The 25,708-nt window shown below is 58.9% G+C and carries 28 protein-coding genes; 14 read left to right on the top strand and 14 right to left on the bottom strand.

The window, feature by feature from the left end:
• Positions 1 to 61 precede the first annotated feature (61 nt).
• Entirely contained in the window at positions 62 to 982 is a 921-nt protein-coding gene (locus tag J0F90_RS15325; protein WP_033639976.1) for a Kdo(2)-lipid IV(A) acyltransferase, read from the bottom strand.
• A 628-nt stretch (positions 983 to 1,610) separates the two neighbouring features.
• Between J0F90_RS15325 and J0F90_RS24900 the strand changes: the two genes are divergently transcribed.
• The 3 genes from J0F90_RS24900 (at position 1,611) to J0F90_RS15315 (ending at position 2,559) form a co-directional block, all read left to right on the top strand.
• Entirely contained in the window at positions 1,611 to 1,808 is a 198-nt protein-coding gene (locus J0F90_RS24900) for a glycine zipper domain-containing protein (protein WP_004935148.1), read from the top strand.
• Between the two features lie 14 nt (positions 1,809 to 1,822).
• Complete coding sequence (locus J0F90_RS15320) at positions 1,823 to 2,071, top strand: GlsB/YeaQ/YmgE family stress response membrane protein (RefSeq protein WP_004935146.1); 249 nt, start codon at positions 1,823 to 1,825, stop codon at positions 2,069 to 2,071.
• 95 nt (positions 2,072 to 2,166) lie between these two features.
• Positions 2,167 to 2,559, top strand: a complete 393-nt coding sequence (locus J0F90_RS15315; RefSeq protein ID WP_016927203.1) for a YidB family protein — start codon at positions 2,167 to 2,169, stop codon at positions 2,557 to 2,559.
• Positions 2,560 to 2,562: 3 nt separating this feature from the next.
• Here J0F90_RS15315 and J0F90_RS15310 read toward each other — a convergent pair whose 3' ends face one another.
• On the bottom strand, positions 2,563 to 3,495 hold the full coding sequence (locus J0F90_RS15310) for a LysR family transcriptional regulator (RefSeq protein WP_033639977.1): 933 nt from the start codon (positions 3,493 to 3,495) through the stop codon (positions 2,563 to 2,565).
• A gap of 110 nt (positions 3,496 to 3,605) precedes the next feature.
• Here J0F90_RS15310 and J0F90_RS15305 point away from each other — a divergent pair, with 110 nt between their 5' ends.
• Complete coding sequence (locus J0F90_RS15305; RefSeq protein WP_033639978.1) at positions 3,606 to 4,658, top strand: SDR family oxidoreductase; 1,053 nt, start codon at positions 3,606 to 3,608, stop codon at positions 4,656 to 4,658.
• 44 nt (positions 4,659 to 4,702) lie between these two features.
• Here the strand turns inward: J0F90_RS15305 and J0F90_RS15300 are convergent, their stop codons facing one another.
• The 3 genes from J0F90_RS15300 to J0F90_RS15290 form a co-directional block, all read right to left on the bottom strand.
• Entirely contained in the window at positions 4,703 to 5,710 is a 1,008-nt protein-coding gene (locus tag J0F90_RS15300; RefSeq protein ID WP_033639979.1) for an NAD(P)H-quinone oxidoreductase, read from the bottom strand.
• 153 nt (positions 5,711 to 5,863) lie between these two features.
• Positions 5,864 to 6,073 (bottom strand): hypothetical protein, encoded by a 210-nt coding sequence (locus J0F90_RS15295; protein ID WP_004935132.1) that lies wholly within the window; start codon positions 6,071 to 6,073, stop codon positions 5,864 to 5,866.
• A 513-nt stretch (positions 6,074 to 6,586) separates the two neighbouring features.
• On the bottom strand, positions 6,587 to 6,964 hold the full coding sequence (locus tag J0F90_RS15290) for a hypothetical protein (protein WP_033639980.1): 378 nt from the start codon (positions 6,962 to 6,964) through the stop codon (positions 6,587 to 6,589).
• A 377-nt stretch (positions 6,965 to 7,341) separates the two neighbouring features.
• Here J0F90_RS15290 and cspE point away from each other — a divergent pair, with 377 nt between their 5' ends.
• Positions 7,342 to 7,554, top strand: a complete 213-nt coding sequence (gene cspE, locus J0F90_RS15285) for a transcription antiterminator/RNA stability regulator CspE (protein WP_004935122.1) — start codon at positions 7,342 to 7,344, stop codon at positions 7,552 to 7,554.
• A gap of 320 nt (positions 7,555 to 7,874) precedes the next feature.
• Complete coding sequence (dsrB, locus tag J0F90_RS15280) at positions 7,875 to 8,075, top strand: protein DsrB (protein WP_033639981.1); 201 nt, start codon at positions 7,875 to 7,877, stop codon at positions 8,073 to 8,075.
• 217 nt (positions 8,076 to 8,292) lie between these two features.
• Here the strand turns inward: dsrB and rcsA are convergent, their stop codons facing one another.
• The gene (gene rcsA, locus J0F90_RS15275; protein WP_004935115.1) at positions 8,293 to 8,922 is read right to left on the bottom strand and encodes a transcriptional regulator RcsA; all 630 of its coding nucleotides are present in this window, start codon (positions 8,920 to 8,922) and stop codon (positions 8,293 to 8,295) included.
• A 797-nt stretch (positions 8,923 to 9,719) separates the two neighbouring features.
• Here rcsA and J0F90_RS15270 point away from each other — a divergent pair.
• On the top strand, positions 9,720 to 10,361 hold the full coding sequence (locus tag J0F90_RS15270) for a GNAT family N-acetyltransferase (RefSeq protein ID WP_016927209.1): 642 nt from the start codon (positions 9,720 to 9,722) through the stop codon (positions 10,359 to 10,361).
• Between the two features lie 13 nt (positions 10,362 to 10,374).
• Here the strand turns inward: J0F90_RS15270 and J0F90_RS15265 are convergent, their stop codons facing one another.
• Positions 10,375 to 11,790 (bottom strand): pyridoxal phosphate-dependent decarboxylase family protein, encoded by a 1,416-nt coding sequence (locus J0F90_RS15265; protein ID WP_033641392.1) that lies wholly within the window; start codon positions 11,788 to 11,790, stop codon positions 10,375 to 10,377.
• Between the two features lie 101 nt (positions 11,791 to 11,891).
• Here J0F90_RS15265 and J0F90_RS15260 point away from each other — a divergent pair, with 101 nt between their 5' ends.
• Positions 11,892 to 12,767, top strand: coding sequence for a LysR substrate-binding domain-containing protein (locus J0F90_RS15260; RefSeq protein WP_033639982.1), 876 nt, complete (start codon positions 11,892 to 11,894; stop codon positions 12,765 to 12,767).
• On the opposite strand, the gene J0F90_RS15255 is transcribed toward J0F90_RS15260, so the two are convergent.
• On the bottom strand, positions 12,764 to 14,149 hold the full coding sequence (locus tag J0F90_RS15255; protein ID WP_033639983.1) for a CoA transferase: 1,386 nt from the start codon (positions 14,147 to 14,149) through the stop codon (positions 12,764 to 12,766). The two genes, J0F90_RS15260 and J0F90_RS15255, sit on opposite strands and share 4 nt — an antisense overlap.
• Before the next feature lie 113 nt (positions 14,150 to 14,262).
• On the opposite strand from J0F90_RS15255, the gene J0F90_RS15250 reads away from it, so the two are divergent.
• The 3 genes from J0F90_RS15250 (at position 14,263) to mgtA (ending at position 18,448) form a co-directional block, all read left to right on the top strand.
• Entirely contained in the window at positions 14,263 to 14,538 is a 276-nt protein-coding gene (locus J0F90_RS15250) for a hypothetical protein (protein WP_154232125.1), read from the top strand.
• 268 nt (positions 14,539 to 14,806) lie between these two features.
• Positions 14,807 to 15,505, top strand: coding sequence for an MgtC family protein (locus J0F90_RS15245; protein ID WP_025303346.1), 699 nt, complete (start codon positions 14,807 to 14,809; stop codon positions 15,503 to 15,505).
• 243 nt (positions 15,506 to 15,748) lie between these two features.
• Positions 15,749 to 18,448 carry a magnesium-translocating P-type ATPase gene (gene mgtA / locus J0F90_RS15240; protein ID WP_033639984.1) on the top strand — a complete coding sequence of 900 codons (2,700 nt, stop codon included), beginning with the start codon at positions 15,749 to 15,751 and terminating at the stop codon, positions 18,446 to 18,448.
• A gap of 48 nt (positions 18,449 to 18,496) precedes the next feature.
• On the opposite strand, the gene J0F90_RS15235 is transcribed toward mgtA, so the two are convergent.
• From J0F90_RS15235 to J0F90_RS15220, 4 genes are all read right to left on the bottom strand, one after another.
• Positions 18,497 to 19,270: a DUF3307 domain-containing protein gene (locus J0F90_RS15235; protein ID WP_016927216.1), complete on the bottom strand. Its 774-nt coding sequence runs from the start codon at positions 19,268 to 19,270 to the stop codon at positions 18,497 to 18,499.
• A 2-nt stretch (positions 19,271 to 19,272) separates the two neighbouring features.
• Positions 19,273 to 19,869, bottom strand: a complete 597-nt coding sequence (locus J0F90_RS15230) for a hypothetical protein (protein WP_033639985.1) — start codon at positions 19,867 to 19,869, stop codon at positions 19,273 to 19,275.
• Between the two features lie 213 nt (positions 19,870 to 20,082).
• On the bottom strand, positions 20,083 to 20,262 hold the full coding sequence (locus J0F90_RS15225) for a hypothetical protein (protein ID WP_004935085.1): 180 nt from the start codon (positions 20,260 to 20,262) through the stop codon (positions 20,083 to 20,085).
• 95 nt (positions 20,263 to 20,357) lie between these two features.
• A complete protein-coding gene (locus J0F90_RS15220; RefSeq protein WP_033639986.1) occupies positions 20,358 to 21,467 on the bottom strand; it encodes a YbdK family carboxylate-amine ligase in 1,110 nt (369 codons plus the stop codon).
• Between the two features lie 151 nt (positions 21,468 to 21,618).
• On the opposite strand from J0F90_RS15220, the gene J0F90_RS15215 reads away from it, so the two are divergent.
• From J0F90_RS15215 to arsC, 3 genes are all read left to right on the top strand, one after another.
• Positions 21,619 to 21,945 carry a metalloregulator ArsR/SmtB family transcription factor gene (locus J0F90_RS15215; protein WP_016927219.1) on the top strand — a complete coding sequence of 109 codons (327 nt, stop codon included), beginning with the start codon at positions 21,619 to 21,621 and terminating at the stop codon, positions 21,943 to 21,945.
• A gap of 69 nt (positions 21,946 to 22,014) precedes the next feature.
• Positions 22,015 to 23,304: an arsenic transporter gene (locus J0F90_RS15210; protein WP_016927220.1), complete on the top strand. Its 1,290-nt coding sequence runs from the start codon at positions 22,015 to 22,017 to the stop codon at positions 23,302 to 23,304.
• 14 nt (positions 23,305 to 23,318) lie between these two features.
• Complete coding sequence (gene arsC / locus J0F90_RS15205) at positions 23,319 to 23,744, top strand: arsenate reductase (glutaredoxin) (RefSeq protein ID WP_033639987.1); 426 nt, start codon at positions 23,319 to 23,321, stop codon at positions 23,742 to 23,744.
• Positions 23,745 to 23,776: 32 nt separating this feature from the next.
• On the opposite strand, the gene J0F90_RS15200 is transcribed toward arsC, so the two are convergent.
• Both J0F90_RS15200 and J0F90_RS15195 read right to left on the bottom strand, forming a co-directional pair.
• Entirely contained in the window at positions 23,777 to 24,739 is a 963-nt protein-coding gene (locus J0F90_RS15200; protein ID WP_016927222.1) for a Dyp-type peroxidase, read from the bottom strand.
• A gap of 34 nt (positions 24,740 to 24,773) precedes the next feature.
• Positions 24,774 to 25,691, bottom strand: a complete 918-nt coding sequence (locus J0F90_RS15195) for a bestrophin family protein (protein WP_016927223.1) — start codon at positions 25,689 to 25,691, stop codon at positions 24,774 to 24,776.
• Positions 25,692 to 25,708 lie beyond the last annotated feature (17 nt).

Below are 25,708 nucleotides of genomic sequence, written 5' to 3'. Positions count from 1 at the left end.
GAATGCTCGTGCGAGGTGAGCGCCTTCGCCGCCGGTAGGACGGGCAAAGGCGCGAACGCGGTTAATACAGCGACGGCTCGCCGGGTGGGCGGGTTTTAAAGCGGCGGTGCAACCACATGTATTGATCGGGCGCCAGCAGCACCTGTTCTTCCACCACGCGGTTCATCATGGCCGCCGCGCGCGTTTCATCATCCAGCGGGAAGTCCGTCAACGGCGGCTGCACGATCAGCTCATAGCCCTGAGCGTTTGGCAGGCGGCGCGGCACGAAAGGCACGATCGACGGCCGCCCCATGCGCGCCAGGATAAAGGTGCCGGTGGTCGTGGCGGCATTTTCCACGGCGAAGAACGGTGTGAATACGCTACTTTGCGGCCCATAATCGTGATCCGGCGCGTACCACAGGATTTCGCCCTGTTTCAGGTTGCGGATCATGCCTTTGATATCTTTACGATCGATCATGAATTTATTCGAGCGCAGCCGGCCGCGGGTCTGTACCCATTCCATCAGCTTGTTGTTGTGCGGGCGATGCACGCCGATGCCGGGGTTTTGCATGCCGAAAATGCGCGCGCCCAGTTCCAGCGTCAGGAAATGCAGACCGATCAGCAGAACGCCTTTGCCGTCCTGACGCGCCAACCGCATGTTTTCCATGCCGCTCACCTTGAACCAACGGGCGATGCGCCAGTCGGGCCAGAACCAGGCCATGCCGACTTCGAACAGCCCCATGCCGACGGACTCAAAATTTTTGACGATCAGCGCCTCGCGCTCGGCGGCGGGCATCGCGGGGAAGCAGAGTTCTAAATTGCGGCGCGCTATTTTTACCCGGCGTTTCATTAGGCGCATGGCTATTCTGCCAAGGGCGTGTCCGAGCCGATAAATGAGGGGGTAGGGCAGTAATACCAAGAGATAGAGTATTCCCAGTCCTATCCACAACAACCAATAACGAGGGCGCAAGAATTCGCGCTCAAAGCGTTGGTTATAAAGCATTTTTCCTGTTATTCCTTTTCTTTCCCAATGGGACCTTAACCCAAATTTCCATAAGGAAGATGATAGAATATTTTGTGCTAAACAGGATTTTCCATTAATGCTTTTTTTACGCTTTATTTAAACGCAGGCGAAAAACGAAGCGAAATAGGATTTTTACCGAGGGAGGAGGGGATATTTTCCGCTATTTCAACCGGCTGGCGAAATTGAAAAATAAAGACACAATTAAGCGCATCGCAAAAGTGACAACGGCTATGTAACCTCAATGAAACAGTAACGCCGCGGAACCGTCCCAAGCGGCGGCCAGTGCGTACAGTAGCGCGAGGATCAGGACAACGGGGGCATTGAACATTGGCGTTTCCTCCAGGAGGATGTGTTTAAAGTTTAGCCTTGCAAGATGACAGCGGGATGAAATCAGATCGTTTTTTGTATGGTGAAATTCAGACGGACGGAAATGGGTAAACCGCTGATTTTTTACTATAGTCATAGTGTGAAGTTGTGCGTTTGCCGCCGGACGCCTCCGCATTGAGCGGCAGCGGGCAGATTGCCCAGAGCAAGATCGCGGAGCGGACGGCGCCTGGCGCGAAACATGTGACGAAATTCTCAGAGAGTTGGTCTGTAAGGGTTTGACATGTCATATGAAAATGACGATCTAAACGGTGTTGAGCAACCGAGCGACTACGTGAAAACCACCGCCTGCGAAGTGAGCAGCGGTGTAAAAGCAGCGCTCGAGCAATCATGTGCCTGCCTTAAGGATAACCCTTGGGCGGGGATAGGCGCCGGCGCCGTCGTGGGCCTGGTAATAGGATTTCTGTTAGGCAAAAGGTAATAGGGAGAGTAAAGATGGGCATCATTTCCTGGATCATTTTTGGTTTAATCGCCGGTATCCTGGCCAAGTGGATTATGCCGGGCAAAGACGGCGGCGGCTTTATTGTGACCGTTATATTGGGGATCGTGGGCGCCGTCGTCGGCGGCTATATCAGCACCTTCTTCGGTATGGGCCGCGTTGACGGTTTTAACCTGGGCAGCTTTGTGGTGGCGGTAATCGGTGCTCTGGTGGTGCTTTTTGTCTACAGGAAGATCAAAGGCTAAGCAGCCGTTGCTCAACAGGGTCGCCGCGGCGGCCCTTTTTCGTGAAATCAATCCGGCGGTGCGGCGCGGGCCGTACCCGCTGAAAGGGGAATATCATGGGTCTGTTCGATAGCGTATTGGGTAACATTCTGGGCGGCGGCGCCAACGGTGGTAAAGGTATCGACTACATCGCCATTATGCAGTGGGTCGAGCAACAAGGCGGCCTGCAGGCCATTTTGGACAAGTTCCGTCAGGGGCAGTTCGGCGATATCGTCGGTTCCTGGCTCGGCAATGGCGAAAATCAGTCGATTACCGGCGACCATGTGCAGCAGGCGTTGGGTAGCGACGCCATCAACCAACTGGCTGAAAAGCTGGGCATCGATCCGGCACAGGCGTCCAGCACCATTGCGCAGTTCTTGCCAACGGTCGCGGATGCCGCCTCACCAAACGGTGAAGTTCAGCAAGACAGCAACGAGCTGGGCGATATGGTCGGTAAACTGTTCAAATAATGATTAGGCTCCCGGCGCCTGGCCGGGAGCCTTCACTCCGCTAATTCCCTCGATCGCCGTCAACGCCTGCTGCAGATGCGCCACCCAGGCGCGCACTTTCTCCGGAATAAAACGTAAGGCGGGATAGACCGCGTGCAGCGCCATGGGCGGGTAGCGGTATTCCGGCAAAACGGGCACCAGCGCCCCCGTCGCCAGCTGCTCGGCGATTAACGGCCGTTGGGCGCCGCCGATACCGGCTCCAGCCTCAATGGCGGCCAGCAGCGATAGCGTATTGTTGGCGCGGAACGTGGGCCGCACTGCAACCATCTCGGGGCCGTGCGGCCCGAACAGAGTGAGCGTATCGCCGTCGTTCAAACCGCTGTAACGAATGTGCGCATGTTTAGCCAGCTCCGCCGGCGAACGGGGCGTGCCATGTTTGTCCAGATAGGCCGGTGACGCCACCAGCAGGCGTTGCAGCTCGCCCAAACGTTTCGCCACCATGCCGGGCGCATGCAGTTCACCGAAACGCAGCGCTACGTCGATGCCTTCGCCGATCACGTCGGCGCGACGATCATCCAGCAACAGCTCGATGGCGAGGCTCGGATGACGTTGCTGGAAAGCGATGGCCAGCGGCGTGACGTGCAACTGCCCGAACCCGGTCGGGGCATGAATGCGCAGATTGCCCTGTAACTGGTGGCGCTGGCCGCGCAGCGCTTCTTCCGCTTCGTCGACCGCCGCCAGAATCGGTTTGAGGCGCTGATAATAACTGCTGCCGGCATCGGTCAGGGTGACCGCCCGGGTACTGCGAAACAGCAGTTGGGCCCCGAGTTGCTGCTCCAGGCCGGCGATTTGCTGACTGACCGCCGGCTGCGTCAAACGCAGATCGCGAGCGGCGGCCGACAGGCTGCCCAGCTCCGCCACCCGCATAAAGGTTTTCATGGCGTTCAGCTTATCCATGTCGATCTTGCCTCTAGATTTTTCTTATAAGTGTTAGTGGAAAGTCTCTTCTACCGCAAGCATTGCTAATCAATGACACTCAGGGCATCGATAACCCGAGGAGTGACAAGATGAATGCAAAGCGGCAGGCATTGGTGATCGGCGCCAATGGCGTGATTGGGCGCCGATTGATTGAGGAACTGGCCGGACAGGGCTGGCAAGTGGTGGGGGTCTCGCGGCGGGGTGGGCAACCGGCGCCGGGGGTGCGCCACCTTCAGGTTGATCTGCTGGATGCAGCGGCGACGCGCGACGCGCTGCGGCCGCTGAGCGCGATTAGCCACGTTTTCTATGCCGCCTATCAGGATGCGCCGGACTGGGCGGGGCTGGTGGCGCCGAACCTGCAGATGCTGCAACACGTCGTCGAGGAGCTGGAGCCGGTCGCGCCGGCGTTGGAACATATCAGCCTGATGCAGGGCTATAAGGTGTATGGCGCGCATTTGGGGCCGTTTAAAACGCCGGCGCGCGAAAGCGACGCCGGGCATATGCCGCCGGAGTTTAACGTGGCGCAGCAGCAGTATCTGGTGCAGCGGCAGGCCGGCAAGCGCTGGCGTTGGAGCGCCATCCGTCCAAGCGTGGTGGGGGGCTTCTCCCTCGACAATCCGATGAATCTGGCGTTAAGCATCGCGGTTTACGCGTCGATCAGTAAAGCGCTTGGGCTGCCGTTACGTTTCCCCGGTAAACCGGGCGCTTACCACCGCCTGCTGGAAATGACCGATGCCGGGCTGTTGGCGCGTGCCACGCTCTGGGCGGCGACCGAACCGGCGGCGGCCAATCAGGCGTTTAATATCAACAACGGCGATCTGTTTCGCTGGAGCGAGATGTGGCCGAAAATCGCCGCTTACTTTGGGCTGGAATGTGCGCCGCCGCTGCCGATGCCGCTGGAGAGCATGATGCCGGACAAAGCGTCGCTGTGGCGGGAGTTGGCGCAGCGGCACCAATTGGCCGAACCGGACTATCGCGCGGTGGCCGGCTGGCGTTTCGCCGATTTCGTCTTTTCCTGGGACTATGACATGTTCGCGGATGGCAGCAAGGCGCGGCGCTTCGGTTTCCACCAGTTTGTCGAAACCGAAGCCATGTTTTTCTCGCTGTTCGATGAGTTCCGCCGCCGCCGCATCATTCCCTGAGTGCGGCATCGGTTTCCCCGCGGCACCGGCCGCGGGGAATAGGCTCAGAACGTCAGCATGATCTTGCCGATGTGCTCGCTGGACTCCATCAGCGTATGCGCGGCGGCGGCCTGCTCAAGCGGGAAGGTTTTGAAAATTTGCGGTTTCAGCACGCCGCGCTCCAGCAGCGGCCAAACCTTTTCGCGCAGATCGGCGGCAATCTGCGCTTTGTCCGCCACGCTGCGCGAGCGCAACGTCGACCCGGTATGGGTCAGGCGTTTCAGCAGCAGCGGCATCAGATTGAGCTCTTTCACCACGCCGTTTTGCGTGCCGATTTGCACGATGCGGCCTTCCATCGCTGCGGCCTGATAGTTTTTGGCGACATAATCGCCGGCGATCAGGTCGACGATGACGTCGGCGCCTTTACCGTTGGTGGCGTCTTTGGTGCGTGCGACAAAGTCTTCGCTGCGGTAATTAATCGCCACGTCGGCGCCCAGCGCCAGGCTGGCCTGACGTTTCTCTTCGGAGCCGACGGTGGTGATCACCTGGGCGCAGAAGGCCTTCGCCAGCATGGTGGCGACCGTGCCGATGCCGGAGGTGCCGCCATGGATCAACACGGTTTCGCCGGCTTTGAGATGACCGCGCTGGAACACGTTGACCCAGACGGTGAAGAAGGTTTCCGGCAGCGCGGCGGCCTCGGTCAGGCTCAGCCCCGCCGGCACCGGCAACGCATTGCTTTCATGCACGGTGCAGTATTCCGCATAGCCACCGCCGGCGATAAGGGCGCAAACCCGATCGCCGAGCGCGAAGTGGGTCACGCCTTCACCGATGGCCACCACTTCGCCGGCAATTTCCAGGCCGGGGATATCCGAGGCGCCGGGCGGCGGGGCATAGTTCCCCTGGCGCTGCAGCACGTCGGGGCGGTTAACGCCGGCGGCGGCGATTTTCACCAGCAGTTCGCCCGCTTGCGGAACGGGCACTGGGCGTTCGGTAACGACCAGAACGTCGGGAGCGCCCGGTTGGCTGATTTCAATCGCTTTCATCGTGCCGGGCAGCGCTGCATTTGTTGACATGGTTACTCTCCTCATCGTGGCGGACGTGATTATCAGGCGAAACGTCCGCAATAAAGTCTGCTGTTAGCTTAGCGAAATCGAATGAGGCGCGCGTGGTTGAATAGAGCGGTTTTGCGAGGAAGGGGCGAAGCCGCCGCGATGGGCGGCTGGGCATTAATCGTTAGGCGGGATGCGGAACCCTTTCAACGAGACGATGAAGTGTTCTTTTCCTTTGGAGATTTTGGCGCCTTTATCGCACCACAGGCTGGCAAGCTGGAAGAAGTCGTCGCTGCCGATATCGTAGGCCAGTTCGATTTTCTTGGCGGTGCCGGCGCGGATGAGTTTTTCTGCTTCCTGATGGTTTGCAGCTTTAATTATGGTCATGGGCGAAATCCTTGGTGTTAAGCCAGAGCGGATAAACGCGAATCATCATATGGCCATAATGTGACAATTTTGTGATGAAAGCATGACAGCCCGCGAAGGCGCGGCGTGCGATGTGCCGGGCCTTCGCGGTGAAAGCGCGTTGTCGGTTACCGATCGTGCGGGCGGACGAGTGTGCTTTTTTTCTGAGATTTTAAATGCTTGTAGAGGGCGAAGCCCGCAATGCCGGCCAAGACGGCCAGGAGGGCAAGGGATCCTGTGGCCATGAACGTTACCTCCGAATAAGAATGGCAAGGAGGCGTATTTGTGACATTCATCACTTTGTGGGGCAATGAGAGCAATCTGTAATCGGAAGACGCTTTGAGGGATAGGCCCCAAAAAAAAAGCGCCTATAGGGAGGCGCATAAAGATTTGCAACACAGCTTGTTGTGTTCAACACCAGGAGGAGTGGTGAACTGAGGCATATTCTATGCAGCGGCAAAGGAGGCTGATATAGGCATTACTCCGAAAGCGCCACTACCACTCATAGCCCAACTGAATGTTGTAATCGGGATCCTGATTGGTGGAATAAGGATCAGACTGGCGGCGGCGATCGGTTTTCTTCACCGGGCCTTCATACGCGGGATAAGGTTTGGCGCGCGGTTTGCTGCAGCCAGGATGATCGCACTCAATATCGACGCGAAAACCGCTTTTATCTCTCGCCTCTGTCCAGGCGATCGGCGGTTTTCCCGTTTTGGGGGCCGGCTCAGAGGAGGCAGGCGGCTTGGGCGCGGGAGCCATGCTGGGGTCGGGGGCTTGATAATTGAGCTCCAGTGCACTCTGCGGAGCGCTGTAAGCGGCAAAGGCCAGCAGGGCGGCGGTACTGACAGCCGGTAATGTAAGCCATCTCGGCATGGTGAATCTCCCTGAATGATTTCGTCAGGCAACTATAAAACAGCAGAACGAGAATTACTATCATTTGCCTTGGGCGTTACGGGCGAGTCAGGCGGCGGCCCTATCGGCAGACAGGGTCAATTCCTGTGCGTTTAGCCGAGATTAGCGCCCCATTGCGGCGAAAAAGGTTGCTATTGCCGCTCGCTCATGAGTTAATGATGTCGGCCTGTGGTACAGACCTATTTATGCACGACATTTTGAGTAAAGTAGTTCAAATTTAAAGCGTTATCCCGGATAGCCCTTCTCTGACGAATTTCCTTTCCAGTGCCTCCATAAGTAACTGATGACCGGCTACCTCGCCCATGGCGGCTTACATTTATTATTGAAGGAAATTAGACATGTCTAACATGATCAAAGGTCAAGTGAAGTGGTTCAACGAAGCTAAAGGTTTTGGTTTCATCACCCCAGCAGACGGCAGCAAAGACGTATTCGTACACTTCTCTGCTATCCAGGATCAAGGCTTCAAGACCCTGGCTGAAGGCCAGAACGTACAGTTCTCTATCGAGAACGGTGCGAAAGGTCCATCTGCGGCTAACGTTACCGCTATCTAATTGGCGCCTGGCGCTGATTGAGAAAAACCCGCCGCGGCGGGTTTTTTTATGCCTGCAATTCAGCGGTGCGCAAAAAAAAGCCCGCAAGTCTGCGGGCAAAAGTTCCTTGTTACTTCTTCATTTGCGAGCGCTTCTCTGGGGGGGAAACGCCTGAAGACAGGCTACGCGAGACCGGCTTAAGATTCTGCGGCCAAACCGTTAAGAAAGTGAAAATCCAGGCGGCTGCTACGCTGATAGCAGAGGCCGGCAGGGCTGGAGCGGTGTCCATCGCCTCCGGTTTTGTAATACACTGACGGCAATCGCAAATAATGGAGAAGGGTATGCAGGTTAACGATCGAGTGACGGTAAAAACAGACGGCGGCCCGCGGCGTGAAGGCGTCATTCTGGCCGTAGAGGTGTTCAACGAAGGCACCATGTACCTGGTTTCTCTTGACGACTACCCGGCGGGCGTCTGGTTTTTTAATGAAATCGACAGCCGTGACGGCACGTTTGTGGAGCCCTGTCGCGAGCACGGGCACTAACTTAGGCTAATCTCATTAATTTGCTAATGAAATTGTCCATTTTGAGATTATTTCATTGCGGTAGGATTTTTTTTATCGACGGCAAAAAAATACCCGTTGCGCTAGCGGGGGATAACGCAGCAGGTATTTTTTTGTGGTTCCAGCGGCTGCTATCCAGATGACATTATCACCGGGTATTTAACGGCTGGTAAAACAGAGCGGGGGCGTTCTCTGTGGTTCAGCGGCTATTGACGAATATTCCACTGGTCAATGTATCGGTCAAACGAACAACGTGATAAATGATCTGCTTGTTGTGCGTTTTTATTTTCCGCTTGATGTTTCCCTTGTGGGAAGAGACCGTTTTGGCCTTTATTTGCATCTGGTCTGATATCTGGATGGTGCCTTGACCGGACATCCACATGCGTAACATGTTTGATTCAGTCTGGCTCAGCGTTACCGGCGTTTGATCCAGAGAGGATTTCTCCGTACGCAGAGACGTTCTCTCGAGATAGTGACTAAGTAGCTGATTCATAGTCTCTGGCTTGATGGATTTTGACGATATGATGACGTTCTTGCGAACATATAAATAATCGTCGAAATGTACGTTGGTAATGGCCATGAAGATGAAGAATAACGTATCCGGGTGCAGTGAAATGACCCGTTTTATTCGCTCGGTGGCGTTTGCTTCGTGGATGAAGCAGTCCTCGTTAATAAACACCAGGCTCGGATTCAACTTGCTGCATTTTTCATGCAGGCTGTCAATGTCCTCGATGGCATTAATATGGCGCTTCTTCACGCCATGCGAAGTCAGATAGTCGGTTAACCCCAATCTGGTATAGCTACATGAATCCATGATAATCGTTGGCATATCGCACCCCCACTTAAATCCGTTTTACTGCGGTAATATGAGAAAAAGCCTAAAAAGCCGAAAGGCAAAATGGAGCAATAATTCAGTGTAGCGAGTGTTCTATCAATAAACACGGCGTCACTCAATGATATTTTCATACTAAACTTATTAATTGCATGAATCTATAAGTTTGGCTTAAGTCAGAGCGATCTGCTGCTCGTCCAGCTTCGGCATGTTGAGCCTGATCTGCGCTTGGCGCCCGTGCCTGTCTGCATTGCTTGCCGCGAATCTGTTCATCATGTCACGAAACAAAATTTTAGTTTGCTAGGAAAAGTCTTAAAAAAAATTCATGTGTCGTTTTTTTGACGTCTTTCAGCGCATTTTTTGAGTGGACAAAAAACGCTCTCTCTGATGTTTTTCGTTTTTTTTATTTAAAAATCATTATGTTATGGTGTTTTTCTGCTTTCCATGCTAATGATTAGCACTTCTTTTTTTATCATAACGGCAAACGAAAGTTAACATTATGGCCGGAATGTGTAGCTTATTTGTTGCTATAAATCACCGTTTTACAATGAGTTATCTGGATATTTATTTTACATGAAATAGTTTTCGTGAATGTTTAACGGTGATTCAGTGATTTCTCTAAACTATCATCCTGCGGCCCGATCCGCAGGGGAGGAATGGCAGGTCGGAGTTGTCTCTGGCTCGCGTTGGTTTTAACTTGCCTCTCCACCTTTCAAAAACAGGATGTCGCGGTGAGACGGAATCAGTATGGGCAGCCGATAGGCGAAGCCCTCCCTCATTGGCAGCCGGCAGGCATGCCCGGGCACTCGCCGCTGCAAGGGCGGTTTTGCCGCCTCGAACCGCTTAACCTCGCGCGCTGGGGGGAGGCGCTTTATCAGGCTTATCAATCCGCCGAGGACGATCGCGACTGGACTTATCTGTTTTGGGAACGGCCGCAGTCGCGCGCAGATTTCCAGCGTTATCTTCAGGCCCAGGCGTCCAGCGCTGACAGAAACACGATGGTAGTGATCGATCAGTCAAACGGGTGCGCGGTGGGAAGCTGCGCTTTTTTGCGCATCGATCCTGCCAACGGCGTGGCCGAACTGGGCACCATCAACTGGTCGCCGCTGATGAAGCGCAGCGCGCTGGGCAGCGAGGCGATTTTCCTGATGCTGCGGCATCTGTTCGACGATCTTGGCTACCGGCGCTGCGAATGGAAATGCGATAGCCTCAATCTGCCTTCACGCCAGGCCGCCGAGCGCTTGGGTTTCCGCTATGAAGGCACGTTCCGCCAGGCCGTCGTCGTCAAAGGACGCACGCGCGACACCGACTGGCTGTCGATCGTCGACGGGGAATGGCCGGCGCGGCGCGCGGCGTTTGCCGCCTGGCTGTCGCCGGATAACATCGGCGATGACGGGCGGCAAGAACGGCGTTTGCAGGCCTTCCAACTCGGGTAATACGCCGCGCGCGCTAGGCCGTTTCCGCCAGGCAATGGCGCAGCGAGTCCAACGCCAGCCGGATGTCCTGTTCCTCCGTCATCCAGTTGACCAGCGCGGCGCGGATCCCCGGCTGACCGTTATAACGCGTAGGGGTGCAGCGCACCACGCCGTGCCGGCTCAGGCGCTCGAGAAAGCGATCGCGCGCCGCCTCGCTGTCGCCCTGTGGATGGCTGAGTGCGAAGCACACCACGTTCAAATTCACCGGCGCCAGCAGTTGGAAACCGTCATCGGCTGCCAGCGCCGCCCCCAGCGCCTGCGCCAATCGGACGTTGCGCTCGACGATATCCCGTATGCCGCTGCGGCCATAGGCTTTCAGCGTCAGCCAAAGCGGCAGGGCGCGGAAGCGGCGCGAATTTTCCGGCGTCAGATGCAGATAGTTGTCTGGCCGCAATGTTGGTGCTTCCAGGTAGGCCGAATGGTTCTGAAATACCTGCATTTGCAGATCCAAATGGCGGGTAAATTGGATCGCGCTGTCATAAGGCACGTTCAGCCATTTGTGTGCGTCGACAGTGATGGAATCGGCATGCTGCCAGCCCTCAAGTCTTGGAGCGTAGAGCGGCGAGCAGGCCGCCACGCCGCCAAATGCCGCATCGACATGCAGCCAAAACGGATAACGCTCCCGCAGCGCCAGCAGACGCGGCAGGTCGTCGAAAGCGACGGTGTTGACCGTACCGGCGCTGGCCAGTACCAACGTTGGCTGGCCGGCGCCGGCGGCGAGCTGCCGTTCCAGTGCTTCCATATCCATGGCTTCAGACTCCGGCAGGCTGGCGACGGTCGTCAGCGCCTCGCGGCCGATACCGAGCATGCTGAGCGCCTTCACGCTGCTGGAATGTGGATTGGCCGACAATACCCGGATGGAACCCAGCGCCGCCAGGCCCTGTTGGGCGATATCCACGCCGTGCTGTTGTCCCAGCCACTGCCGGCCAATGGCCAGCCCGGTGAAATTGGCCATGGTCGCGCCGCTGACCAGGCTGCCGCTGAACGTTTCCGGCAGGCCCAGCAGGGATTTCAACTGCGTCACGGCCGCCAGCTCGATCGTGGCTGCGATGGTATCATGGCTGAGCAAGCTATTTTGGTCTGTCACGCTAACCAGCCAGTCCGCTGCGACCGCCGCCGGGGTGCCGCCGCCGGTGACGAAGCCGAAATAACGCGGGCCGGCGCTGGCGGAAATGCCGGCCTGATAACGTTGCCAAAAGCGCTCCAGCGCCGCCAGGGCGCCTTCGCCGTTTTCATCTAGTCGATCGTCGCCCGGTTGCAGCTGCTGATGCTCGAGCGGCGGGCAGACCGAGCGTTGCTGCAGCCCGGTCAGGAAATCTTCCGCCAACTGGCGGGTGTGGTCGAGGATCTGCGGAAACTGCGCGAGATCCTGTTGTAAACGTGGGTGCATGGTGGCTCCGAAAGCGTCAGGGATGATGGGGTAAACATAGAACATTTGCCTGCCGGTCAAAATCGATGAAAAATAACCTTTTTGGATAGCCTGGTTAACCAATGATGAATGAACGCATTCCCCTGCATGTCTTGCCGACCTTTGCGATCGCCGCCAGGTTGGAAAATTTGCGCGCTACGGCGGAACAGGTGCATTTGACGCACGGTGCGGTCAGCCAGCAAATTCAGCTGCTGGAGCAGGCGGTCGGCTATCCGCTGTTTGAACGGCGCGGGCGCGGCGTGCGCCTGAATGCGGCCGGGCGAGAGTTGCTGGCGGCGGTAGAGCCGGCGCTGCAGGCGCTGCAGCAGGGCGTCGCCCGCGCCCGGCGTGCGGCGACAAGCCAGACGCTGCGCATCAGCGTGTTGCCGTCTTTTGCCCATTATTGGCTATTGCCGCGTCTGCCTGCTTTTCATGAGGCCTGCGCCGATATTGCGCTGGATATCGATGCGTCGCTGGCGCTGCAGGATCTGTCGCAGCGAGGGTTCGATGCGGCGATCCGCATCGGCAGCGGTCAATGGGCGGGGCTGCAGGCGCAGCGCATCGCGTCGGGTGACGTGCTGCCTGTCGCTTCGCCGGATATGGCGCGAGAATGGGGGGCGGCGTTCGAGAACGGTGGCGATATTCCGTTGCTCGAGCACGACGTCAGTCCCTGGCGCGACTGGTTCAACGCGCAGGGGCGGCCGTTATGCGGGCGGCAACAGGCGTTGTTCAACGATGCCGGGTTGTTGATTCGCGCGGCGGAGCAAGGGTTTGGCATCGCGTTGGCGAAAAAGCTGCTGGTCCAGGATGCTCTCGACGCGGGGAGACTGGTGGCGTTGGCCGCGCCCCGTCGTCTGAGCGATGACGACGTTTATCTGGTGTGGCCGCAGACCGCCGGGTTGACGCCGGCGGTCACCCGCTTGCTGCAGTGGCTGCAGCAACAGTTGGCGGCGATTTAGCAGCGTAGCCATTCCGGTTGCGAGGTGCCGAGCGTAGTCGCCGGCAGCGCCCACTGCAGCGCCGTGCCCTGCAGGCTTAACGGGGCGCGCAGGCGTTGCGCGGCCCCCCAGTAAGTCAATTCCGTTTCCGGGTTCTCGTCGGCGGTTCCGGCTGGCGCCAGCGGTTCCGGCCGATAGTCTGCCGAACAGGGATGCGCCAGCAGCAACTGCGCCGTGCGCGCCAGCGACAGCCGCGCGTGGTAGCCGGTGCCGCGGCTCAGGCGCTGCGCCATACCGGTCAGCACCGCCGCCGCCATCAAATAGCCGGTGGCGTGATCCAGCGCCTGTACCGGCAACGGCACCGGCAAACTGGCGCTGCGCCAAACCATGCCCGCCTCCGCCAACCCGCAGCTCATCTGTACCAGGCTGTCGAAACCGCGCCGGGTGCGCCACGGCCCGCTCCAGCCGTAGGCATTCAGGCAGACGTCTATCAGGCCCGGCGCCAGCGCGCGTCTTTCCTCCGCGCCATAGCCCAACTTCTCCAGCGCACCGGCACGGTAGCCGTGCACGATCACGTCGGTGTTTCTCAGCAGATGTTCAAACGTATGGCGATCGTGCGCATTGGTCAGGTTGAGGCGCGCGCTGCGTTTGCCCAGCATGACTTCATGTTCAACGCCGGGCTCATCCCAACCGTAGGGATCGATGCGCAGCACGTCGGCGCCCAAACCGGCAAGAAAACGCGTGGCGATCGGCCCGGCGAGAATGCGCGTCAGGTCCAGCACCCGCACGCCGTGCAGCGGCCGGGCGACGGGTAGCGCCCAGCCCGGCGGTGGCGCTTCCGGCTGCAGTGAGGCGTGGATCAGCGGTTCGAGCGCCACGCTTTTGCCCTGAATATGTTGTCGCCACGCGGCCGCCGAGCGCATTTGGGCCGCGCAGCCGCCGGCCTCGATCACCGCTTCCTCCAGCTCGCTTTTTTTCCAGCCCAGCACGCGTTCCGCCAGCGTGCCTTTATCCGATGCCGAACCCAGCACCTGCTCCACCGCTCGCCGATGGTGCGGCGCATTGGTATGCAGGCGTATCCAGCCATCCGCCGTCGCATAGTCGCCGGCCAGTGCATCCCAGGCCGCAGGCAGCGTCCACCCCAGCGGACGCAGCGTCCAGCCGAACCAGAGCGAGGCCAGGCGTTGATCGATCCAGACCTGCGGCGCGTCGGCCGCCTCGCGGCGAAGCAACTCGGCGCAGGCCAAACCGGCGGCGCCCCAGGCGGCGGTAGCCAATTCGGTCACGGGAAACGCCGAAGGCAATGCGCCGGTGCCGCTTACGGTTAGCCGGTCGGCGGGGGCGGGGCGCTGCCCCAGGCTTTGCCAAATTTCGTCGAGCAGAGTGTGGATCAGAGGCGTCATCGGCCACTCCTTGCGGGTCGTCGGAAATATAGCCTAGCGTAGTCCACCGCCGGCGACCTTGCTAAGGCGCAACGCCGAACGTGCGGCCGTCGGCCAGTGGTGGCGCGCAGGCTGTGGGCCGCGATGCCGGCGAAAGGTTGCGCGCTGAAATTGGCGGTCAGCGCTTTGTCCCACAGGGCCTGATGCAGCGGCCGGAAGGCGGCGTCGGCGCCCAATGTCGCCATCTTCTATTTGTGACATCGAAATATCATCGCCGTATTCCAGTTTATTTTTCGTTTAATAAATTAGCCTTTACTTCATTATCCGACGTCACTATACTCAGCCAAAATTTCGGTGGAGAAACCCAATTGGACAGTTGTAGTTGTAATAAAACAAATAAGGCAAGCTGATCAATTCTCTTCTGATTTGTTGCTTGCCGTTATCGGCGGGCAGCACCCCTCTCCAGTTATTTCTGAGCTGTGCATACCCGAGTAATAAACGTTTCCTGATGCCTGACGGTTTCAGGTGAATCGAGTTGGACGTTATTATGGTATTTTGCAGCCACAGCCTTTTCCCTCCAGGCACGACACGCTGATTCGCTGATTTATTTTCAGCGCGCTTTCGCGTGTGCTAAACAGCACATGATTTTATCTCCTGCGGTTAATTAAGGGGACAGTCATGGCGATGACTCCTTTCGTTTTAAATTTATTGCTGGCGATGTGCCTGGGCGCGGTAATTGGCGCTGAGCGCCAGTGGCGCCAGCGCATGGCCGGCCTGCGCACCAATGCGCTGGTGGCGACCGGTGCGGCGGTCTTTATTCTCAGCTCCATGTCCACCGATCCGGCCAGCGCCGGCCGGGTGGCCGCGCAGATCGTATCCGGTATCGGTTTCCTCGGCGCCGGCGTTATCATGCGTGAAGGGCTGAACATTCGCGGCCTCAACACCGCCGCCACGCTGTGGTGTTCGGCGGGGATTGGCGTCCTGTGCGGCCTGGGCCAGCATTGGGATGCGGTGGTCGCTACGCTGGTGATCCTGTGCGCCAATATCCTGCTGCGCGAAGCCGCGCAGCGCATCAATCTGCAGCCGCATCAGCAGGCGACCGATCTGGAACTGTGCTACCGCATTCAGGTGACCTGCGGCGAGCAGGACGAAATTCTGGTGCGCACCCTGATCCTGCAGGCGCTGAACGGCGTCGCCTTGCGGCTGCAATCCTTGCGCAGCGCCGATATTTCCAGTCCGGGGCAATTGGAAGTGTGCGCGGAAATTACCGCCACCCCGGCCGCGCAAAAAGAAATCGAAGGTATTGTTTGCCGCGTCAGTCTGGAAAAAAGCGTGAGTGCCGTTCGCTGGCGCGTCGCGTCCGAATTACCGGTCTGAATAATAATATAAATATTGATTAACTTGATTATATGTTCGGTTTTATTCATGAGCACCTTGAATAACGTGGGGCATTAAGGAGGCGTTATGGACGATGACCCCAGAAGGGAAATGATTCTTGCGTGGCTGACAGGATAATTCCGCCATTTAGTCACGCTAATTAAAAATTCCACTCTGCGCAGAGTCACCTGTTTATCGGGCGGGATATCCCTGTGCGTAGAACGAAAATAAGAGAATAGCGTTATGACTCAGATTAATGAAAGAATGCGTCGCCGTGATAAAGATGCGGCGGCCTACGCCATTGCGCAAGAGGCGACCAACAGCATCGCCCAAACGCTGGCGAACCTGAAGTGCAACCGCAACGGCTTGACCCAGGACGACGCCGATGAGCGGCTGGAGCAGTTCGGCGCCAACCAGGTCGCCCACGACAAGGCACCGCATGCCTTGATTCAGCTGATCAAGGCCTTCAACAACCCGTTTATCTTCGTACTGATGGTGCTGGCTGCGATCAGTTTCTTTACCGATTATTGGCTGCCGCGCCAGAACGGTGAAGAAACTGAACTCACCGGCGTCATTATCATTCTGACCATGGTCACGCTGAGCGGGCTGCTGCGTTTTTGGCAGGAATACCGCACCAACAAAGCGGCGGAAGCGTTGAAGTCGATGGTGCGCACCACCGCCACGGTGCTGCGCCGCAGCAGCTACAGCGCGCATCCGCTGACGCTGGAAGTGCCGATCCGTGAACTGGTGCCGGGGGATATCATTCAGCTCTCCGCCGGTGACATGGTGCCGGCCGACGTGCGTCTTATCGCCTCGCGCGATCTGTTCATCAGCCAGGCGATTTTGACCGGCGAAGCGATCCCGATCGAGAAATACGATGCCATGGGCAACGTGGCGCAGAAGTCGAGCGAAGGGGAAGTATCCAGCGAGAACGCGCTGCTTGAGCTGTCCAATATCTGCCTGATGGGCACCAACGTCGCCAGCGGCACCGCCACGGCGGTGGTGGTGGCGACCGGCGGGCGCACTTACTTCGGCTCGCTGGCCAAGTCGATCGTCGGTTCGCGGGCGCAAACCGCGTTCGATCGCGGGGTGAACAGCGTCAGTTGGCTGCTGATTCGCTTCATGCTGGTGATGGTGCCGGTGGTGTTGCTGATCAACGGTTTCACCAAAGGCGACTGGAGCGAGGCGGCGCTGTTCGCACTGGCGGTGGCGGTCGGTCTGACGCCGGAAATGTTGCCGATGATCGTCAGCTCCAACTTGGCGAAAGGGGCGATCGCCATGTCGCGCCGCAAGGTGGTGGTGAAGCGCCTGAACGCCATTCAGAACTTCGGCGCCATGGACGTGCTCTGCACCGACAAGACCGGCACGCTGACCCAGGATCGCATCATTCTCGAGCACCACATCGACGTTACTGGCGCCAGAGATAACGAGGTGCTGCACCTGGCCTGGCTGAACAGCTTCCATCAGAGCGGCATGAAGAACCTGATGGATCAGGCGGTGATCCGCTTTGGCCGCGGCAAACCGGGGATTGAAGCCCTGGGGCGTTTCAGCAAGGTGGACGAGCTGCCGTTCGATTTCGTGCGCCGCCGTTTGTCGATCGTGGTGGCGGACGAAAATGGCAAGCAGCAGCTGATCTGTAAGGGCGCGGTAGAGGAGATGCTGGAGATCGCCACTCACGTGCGCGAAGGCGACAAAACGCTGGAACTGGACGACGCGCGCCGTGCGGCGCTGCAGGCGTTGGCTCGCGAGTATAACGAAGACGGTTTCCGCGTGCTGGTGCTGGCGACGCGCGAACTGGATGCGCAGCGCCCGGCCGAACCGTTGAGCGTGGCCGACGAGCGCGACATGGTGGTGCAAGGGTTGCTGACTTTCCTCGATCCGCCGAAGGAGAGCGCGCAGCAGGCGATCGCCGCGCTGCAGGAAAACGGTGTGACGGTGAAGGTGTTGACCGGCGACAACCCGGTGATCACCTGTAAGATTTGCCGCGATGTCGGCCTGGAGCCGGGCGAGCCGCTCTCCGGGCTGCAGATTGAACAGATGGATGACGAAGAGCTGGCGCGCGAAGTGGAACAGCGTACGGTCTTCACCAAGCTGACGCCGCTGCAGAAATCGCGGGTGCTGAAAATGTTGCAGAGCAACGGCCATACCGTCGGCTTCCTCGGCGACGGCATCAACGATGCGCCGGCGCTGCGCGACGCCGACGTCGGCATCTCGGTCGACACCGGCACCGACATCGCCAAGGAATCGGCGGACATCATCCTGTTGGAAAAGAACCTGATGGTGCTGGAAGAGGGGGTGATCAAAGGGCGCGAAACCTTCGGCAATATCATCAAGTACCTGAACATGACCGCCAGCTCCAACTTCGGCAACGTGTTCTCGGTGCTGGTGGCGAGCGCTTTCATCCCGTTCCTGCCGATGCTGGCGATCCACCTGTTGATTCAAAACCTGATGTACGACATTTCCCAGCTGTCGCTGCCGTGGGACAAGATGGACAAAGAGTTCCTGCGCAAGCCGCGCAAGTGGGATGCCAAAAACATCGGGCGCTTTATGCTGTGGATTGGGCCGACCTCGTCGATCTTCGATATTACGACCTATGCGCTGATGTGGTACGTCTTCGCCGCCAACAGCGTAGAACACCAGGCGCTGTTCCAGTCCGGCTGGTTCATTGAGGGGCTGCTGTCGCAAACGCTGGTGGTGCATATGCTGCGCACCCAGAAGATCCCGTTCATTCAGAGCACCGCGGCGCTGCCGGTGTTGCTGACCACCGGGTTGGTGATGGCGCTCGGCATCTATATTCCGTTCTCGCCGCTCGGCGCCCTGGTTGGCCTGCAGCCGCTGCCGTGGGAATACTTCCCGTGGTTGGCCGCTACGCTGGTCAGCTACTGCGTGGTCGCCCAGTTGATGAAGCGTTTCTATATCCGCCGCTTCGGCGAGTGGCTGTAAGCCGCCTCGGCGTTCGCTGCAGGGGCGAAATTCTTCGCCCCTGCACCGCTACAGCAGTTTGTTGACCAGCAGGCCGAGCATGATGGTCAGCGTGAAGGAAAACAACGTACCGAGCAGCACATACTCGGTACGCATCTTATCGTCGCTCTGGCGCAGATCGCCGAAACGGAAGATAGATTTGGCCGCCAGCAAAAAGCCGATCGCCGGGATTTGCCCCAGCAGCACAAAGGTCAGGATCAGCGTTCTCTCCAGATAACCAATCTGTTTGCCCGCGCGCAGCAGCGAGTCGTTGTCGGCCTTGGCCGAAGGCGGCATTTGCGGCGTCCAGTGCGCCAGCAGTTGCCCGATCAGCAGGCTCATCGGCAGATAAATCAGGCTGTAGGCCACCAGCACCAGCCCGGTTTGCCAACGCCCCAGCTGCCGCCCCAGCGCGGCGAGCAGTTCACCGGCGTTCGGCGTTAGCCCCAGCCACAGCAAGGCGATCACCGCCAGATGCAATCCCTGATCGAGCAGGAAACTGCGGGCCGGGCTCAGGCGGTTCATCGCGGTGACTTTCAGCAAATCGATCAGGTAGTGGCTGACGGCGATGACCAGCAGGCTGGCCAGCACCTGCAGTGAAGAAAGCCCGCCATGCAGCAGGCCGAAACCGGCCACCGCCCAGGCGGCCAGCACCCCGTGCAGCAACGCGTGCAACACCAGAAAACGCGAACGCGCGCGATGCCGAATTTTATCTTCCACCCAACTCAGCGGCTGCAGCGGAAAATCCGCCAGCAGATGGACGAGCAACAGCCAGGCCAGCAAAGGCGCATAGGTCAGATCCATGGTCAGACGATCCTGTTAATGGCGTGAATAAACCGCATGATTTCCTCGTAGGCCGCGCGTTTCAGCGCGGCGGAGACCGTGGAGGCGGCTTTTTGCAGCTGGTCCGCCACGGCGGCGCCGCTGTCGGCGAACATTCTCGCCTGAACGATGCGCGCTTCGGCCTGTGACAGACGGCCAATCACATGATCTAACATCGGCAGCAGATCGCTGACAATGGCGTTTGTCCGATCGTTGTCGGTTTTCAGAGCCAGCCGGCAATTTTTTGCCATGGCGTCCAGCGCGCTGCCGGAGTTGATAAAGGCGCTGCCGTAACCGGCGGCGTCGGGCCGTTGGCTGCCCAGCCCGACGGCGATGCGCGCATCCCAGTGCGCGGCGCCCATCGCTCGCAGCGCGAGGCGAATGTACACCGCCAGCAACAGCCCGTCCTCCGGGGCGGCCTGCGCCTGGAAGGCATCGCCGCGAAAGATTTCCACCTGATGCAGCCGCCCGTCACGCCGCAGTCGATCGAGCAGGTTATGCAGCCCATCGAGGTAGTTGACGGTGTCTGATCGGCGGGAATCCACCAGATCGCCGCTGATTACGCTGATTGGCGTCGGCATGGCGCGTTCCATTGTTTGTGGAGAGATAACTATAAATTCGCACCTGAATACGAATATGTCAATAATTCGCCTCTGGGTACGAATTTACGGGGTTTTCGCCTATGGGGACGAAACGAGGCAGGATGAGGAACGGGGAATGAACGGCCGGGAATGCGCGGGCCTGTCAGGCTCGCCACCGGCGGCGTAGAGGGAAAATGGCCGGCAACCGGCTGTTCAGAAGCTTTTAACCAGCACGTCACGCGGCATTTCGCTGCCGTGTTTCAGCAGATGCTCAAACGATCGCTCGCTGCTTTTCAGCTGCTGCAAAAATTCCTGCGGCGACAGATCGTGTTTTTTGCCGCTCATGTAAGCCAGCGCCAGTTCTTTTGCCTGATAGCGGGAGAAGTTGTACATGGTGTCCTCGATACGGTGAATGTCAGTGCTCACGATTGTAGCGAAAGAGCACATAATGAACAGCGGCTTTGGCGTATGGAATCGATAGCCGAAACTTAACTTGCAGGCTGCAACAGCTCATCGCACAGGCGCTTGATCACCTGAGCTTGCGGCAGGCCGTTGTGCAACATCTGGCGGATATGCTCCGAATCGCTGATGCCCTGGCGGACATGGCACTCGATGGCCTGCAGCAGGGCACGATCCTCCCGTCGCTCGGCAAAACCGCTCAGCGCTTCGAGAGTGTGCAGGATGTGGGCGGTCAGGCTGCTGCGGCGCAGCGTCGCGGGATCGACGTATTCGGCGGCAAAGCCGCTGCGATAGGCGTTGATCTTGTTGTAATTGGTGAAGGCATCGTATTCCGGCGCGATCGGCGAACGGCGCTGCAACAGAAAATCGGCCAGCAGGCGGCAGTAACCGACCAGCAGCACGGCGTGGGTGAGGCGCAGCGGCGTATCGCAGATGCGGATCTCCACCGTGCCCAGCTCCGGTTTTGGCCGCGCATCCCAGTAAATATCCTTGACGCTTTCAATCACGCCGGCGGCATTCAACCGTTCGTAGTAGGCGTTGAATTCATGCCAGCTGTAGATGTGTTCCAGGCATCCGTAGTTGGGGAAGGAGTTCTGAGCGCTGAAGCGGGAACTGGCAAAGCGCGTGTCGACGCCCTGATACAGCGGCGACGAGGCGCTGAGCGCGATCAGCTGCGGAAAGTAGGGCGTCAGCGCATGGCACAGGTACATCGCCTCGTCCCCGTCGTTGACGCCGAGGTGAATGTGTTGGCCGAACACGCAGGCCAGCTTGGAGAGATAGCCAAAACGGCTGGCCAACTGCCTGTAGCGCGCGTTGTCGCTGATGACCTGCTTGCGCCAGTCGTTGCTCAGGTGGCGGCCACCGCCGCAGACGTCACAGCCCAGGCGCTGCGCGCAGCGCCGGACGGTATGGGTCAGGGCGCGCAGCTCGGTGTGCAGCTCATCGAGATCGCGGTGCACCGAGCTGTTCAGCTCCACCATCGATTTGGTGAGCTCATGCTTGACGCGCCGGCGGTCGCCGACCGCGCTGACCACCCGATCGGCTCGATCCGTAAGATCGTAGTGCTCGGCATCGACCAGCTGTAACTCTATTTCGGTGCCGATGGAGAGCCTTTCCGAACGTTTGAATGTGAGCGGCATGGTACCTCCTTCCTGCAAGAACGGCATAAAGATAAGTATATGTCTCGGTGAGGAGGGCAACGTTTTGCATTTTATATTTGTTTTTTCGAATGTGAAGCTGGTATCTTCACGAGCGAGCTGTGATGAAGAGAAAGGTTAACGGGAGTGTGACATGCCGTCATTGACGCCGCTGAAGCTGTTTAAAAACCTGTCTGACGAGACGCGCCTGACCTTGGTGCTGCTGTTGCGCCACGCCGGTGAACTGTGCGTGTGCGAGCTGTCGGGCGCACTGGCGCTGCCGCAACCCAAGATTTCAAGGCATCTGGCGATGCTGCGTGAAAGCGGGCTGCTGCTCGATCGGCGCGATGGAAAATGGATACATTATCGCCTGTCGCCGCATATGCCGGCCTGGGCGGCGGCGATTATTGAGCAGGCTTATCAGTGCCGGCCAGAACAGATGTCGGAGTTAGCGCAACGCGTGGCGAAAGGTTGTCCGTAACGGTAAAAAATTTACGCAAATACATATGAAAAATCGAATATGTAAACTTAAAAGGGCGGAAGGGCTGCAATGATAGTGGCAGGGGCGATCTTTATTCTGACGTTGATCTTGGTCATCTGGCAACCGAAAGGGCTGGGTATTGGCTGGAGTGCGTCGATCGGGGCGGGATTGGCATTATTGAGCGGCGTGGTGCACGTCGGCGACATCCCCGTGGTATGGCAGATAGTCTGGAATGCGACTGCGACCTTTATCGCCGTCATCATCATCAGCCTGTTGCTGGATGAAAGCGGCTTTTTCGCCTGGGCCGCTTTGCACGTCGCGCGCTGGGGCAACGGCAGGGGGCGCTGGCTGTTTACCTATATGCTCCTGTTGGGCGCGGCTGTGGCGGCGCTGTTCGCCAATGATGGCGCCGCGTTAATCCTCACGCCGATCGTGATCGCCATGCTGTCGGCGCTCGGTTTTCGCCCTGCTGCGGTGCTGGCTTTCGTCATGGCGGCGGGCTTTATCGCCGATACCGCCAGCCTGCCGCTGGTGGTGTCCAACCTGGTGAATATCGTTTCGGCGGATTTCTTTCACTTGGGCTTTACGGAGTATGCGGCGGTGATGGTGCCGGTCAACCTCGTCGCCGTGGCGGCGACGCTGGTGATGTTGCATCTGTTCTTCCGTAAGGATATTCCGCCGGGCTATGCGCTGACGCGTTTACCGGCGCCGCGGGAAGCGATTCGCGATCGCGCGACGTTTCGAGCCGGTTGGGCGGTATTGGCGCTGTTGCTGATTGGCTTTTTCGCCCTGGAACCGCTCGGCGTGCCGGTGAGTTTGGTCGCCGCCAGCGGCGCGCTGGTGCTGCTGGCGGTTGCGAAACGCGGGCGGGCGATCGATACCGGTAAAGTGCTGCGCGGGGCGCCCTGGCAGATCGTGATTTTCTCGCTGGGCATGTATCTGGTGGTCTATGGGCTGCGCAATGCCGGCTTGACCGATCTGCTGTCCGGCGTGCTGGATGCGCTGGCGCGGCAGGGGCTGTGGGCGGCGACGCTCGGCACCGGCTTCCTGAGTGCGTTTCTCTCTTCCGTCATGAATAACATGCCGACGGTGCTGGTGGGGGCGCTGTCGATCGACGGCAGCGGCGCGGAAGGCGTCATCAGGCAGGCGATGATTTACGCTAACGTCATCGGCAGCGATCTCGGCCCTAAAATCACCCCGATCGGCAGCCTGGCCACGTTGCTGTGGCTGCATGTGTTGGCAAGGAAAAACATCGTCATTACCTGGGGCTATTATTTCCGCGCAGGACTGGTGATGACGCTGCCAATTCTGTTCGTCACCCTGGCAGCGCTGGCGCTGCGGCTGTCCGTTTTATCCTAACCGGAGAAACCGTCATGAGCAGTATCAAGATCTATCACAACCCGGCCTGCGGCACGTCGCGCAATACGTTGGCGCTGATCCGCAACAGCGGCGTTGAGCCGGAGGTGATTCTGTATCTGGAAACGCCTCCCAGCCGCGAACGGTTGATTGCGTTGCTGGCCGACATGAACATGCCGCCGCGCGCGTTGTTGCGAAAAAACGTCGAGCCTTACGCCGAGCTGCAGCTGGACGACAGCGCCTGGAGCGACGAACAACTGATCGACGTCATGGTGCAACAGCCGATCTTGATCAATCGCCCCATCGTGGTGACGCCGCTTGGCACGCGCCTATGCCGTCCGTCGGAGGCGGTGTTGGAGATTCTGCCGGATCCGCAGCGCGGCGCCTTCAGCAAAGAAGACGGCGAGCCGGTGATCGACGCGCAGGGCCGCAGGATCACCTAAGGCTGATCGCTGCGGCCCCGCATTTCGGCCAATCAGTGCAGTTCGGCGCCGCTGCGATCGGCCAGCGCTTCCAGCAGCGGGGCGGAAGGCACGAAGAACAGGGTGCCGGTCACCGCGCGGCTAAAATCGAGCAGCCGATCGTAGTTGCCGGCCGGGCGGCCGATAAACATGTTTTCCAGCATCTGCTCGATCGGCTGCGGGGAGCGCGCATAGCCGATAAAGTAGGTGCCGAACTCGCGCAGGCCGGGGCGGCCGAACGGCATGTTGTCGCGCAGAATTTTCACCTCGTTGCCTTGCTCGTCGGTGATGGTGGTCAGCGAACTGTGCGACGACGACGGTTTGACCGCTTCATCCAGCTCGATGTTGGACTGCTTATGGCGGCCGATGATCTTCTCCTGCGTTTCCACGCTGAGCGAATTCCAGCCCTGCATGTCGTGCAGGTATTTCTGCACCAGCACATAGCTGCCGCCGCTGAACGCCGCGTCTTCGTCGCCGATCACCGTGTAGTCGAAGGCTTCGTGCCCTTCCGGGTTCTCCGTGCCGTCGACGAAGCCGATCATGGCGCGCTGATCGAAGTAACGGAAGCCGTGCACCTCCTCGATCACCGTCACGGCGTCGCCGAGCTTGGCGGTCAACTGAGAGGCCAGTTCAAAACACAGATCCATTTCATCGGCGCGGATATGCAGCAGGATGTCGCCAGGCGTGGCGACGGCGACGCGTTCCCCGCTGCCGATCGGGCTGAACGGATGCAGCTGGCGAGGGCGCGGCGCGCCGAACAGCGTATCCCAGGCCTCGGAGCCGAAGCCGCAGACGCAGGTGAGGTTGCCCGCCGGCGCGCGTTTGCCGACCGAACGCACCACGGCGGCGATGTCGCCGCACCAGGCGCGCACCGCCGCCAGATGGGCGGGAACGGGCGACAGGGTGGCGACGATAAAGATGGCATGGCGCGTCACCGGCGTGAATACGGCTTGCGGCAGGGGGGTATTTGCATTCATTGCATTCGGCTCCAGTGTGTTCGGGTGAAATAGATCAGATCAAATTAAAGTGCTCGTCGGGTTTCATCGGCGGTGGCAGCGGGCTTTGGTCATTCATTTCCAGCAGGTTGCGCTCGATGGTGTTGCAGATGGCGTTTAACGGCAGATGGTTGGCCGACACGCCAAACGGATCCTCCAGCTCTTCGGCCAGTGAGTCCCAGGATAAGAAGGTATAGGAAATGAACACCGAAACAAACGGTGTCATGTAATGCAGGTCGGTCACCAGGGCAAAAGGCAACAGGCTGCAGAACAGGTAAACGGTGCGCTGCAGGATCAGGGTATAGGCGAACGGCACCGGCGTGCTGGCGAGCCGTTCGCAGCCGCCGAGGGCGTGGGACAGTTCGCTCAGCTTGTTGTCGAGCAGCTCGAAAGTGATGTCGCTCAGCAGCCCCTGTCGGCGCAGCTTGCCGATCTCCTGGCCCAGCATCAGCAGGATGCGGTTGGTCGGCATCGGGCTGGCGATCACCTCGGCCAGCTCTTTGCTGCTGAGATTGTGGTACAGATCGGCGGTGGGATCGGTGGCGCGCAGTTGATGCTTCAGGCTCCAGCTGAAGGCGATCAGCAGCTTGGCGACCTTTTGCTGCACCGCCGGTTCGTCCGGCAGCAGGCTTTTGATCTGTCGCAGCAGGGATCGCTCGGTAATCAGCAACGAGCCCCACAGGTTGCGCGCTTCGACAAAGCGGCTGTAGCCGGCATTATTGCGAAAGCCGAGAAAAATCGCGATGGCGATGCCCAGCAGGCTGAACGGCGCGATGGTTAAATGCACGCCGAGCTGTTCGTACCATTGGTAGCTGATCACCGCCACTATCGACATCAGCACGTTCAGCGACAGACGAAAGGTGATCTTTGACAGCACGGAACCGTGCCAGGCGAACAGGCGAAAAAACCAGTTCTGGTGCGGGCGAATTATCATGACGTGGATGCTTCCTG

The sequence above is a fragment of the Serratia marcescens subsp. marcescens ATCC 13880 genome (assembly GCF_017299535.1).
Lineage (GTDB): Bacteria > Pseudomonadota > Gammaproteobacteria > Enterobacterales > Enterobacteriaceae > Serratia > Serratia marcescens.
The sequence above is the reverse complement of the archived record's forward strand: the minus strand, read 5'-3'. Positions and strand labels throughout refer to the sequence as shown.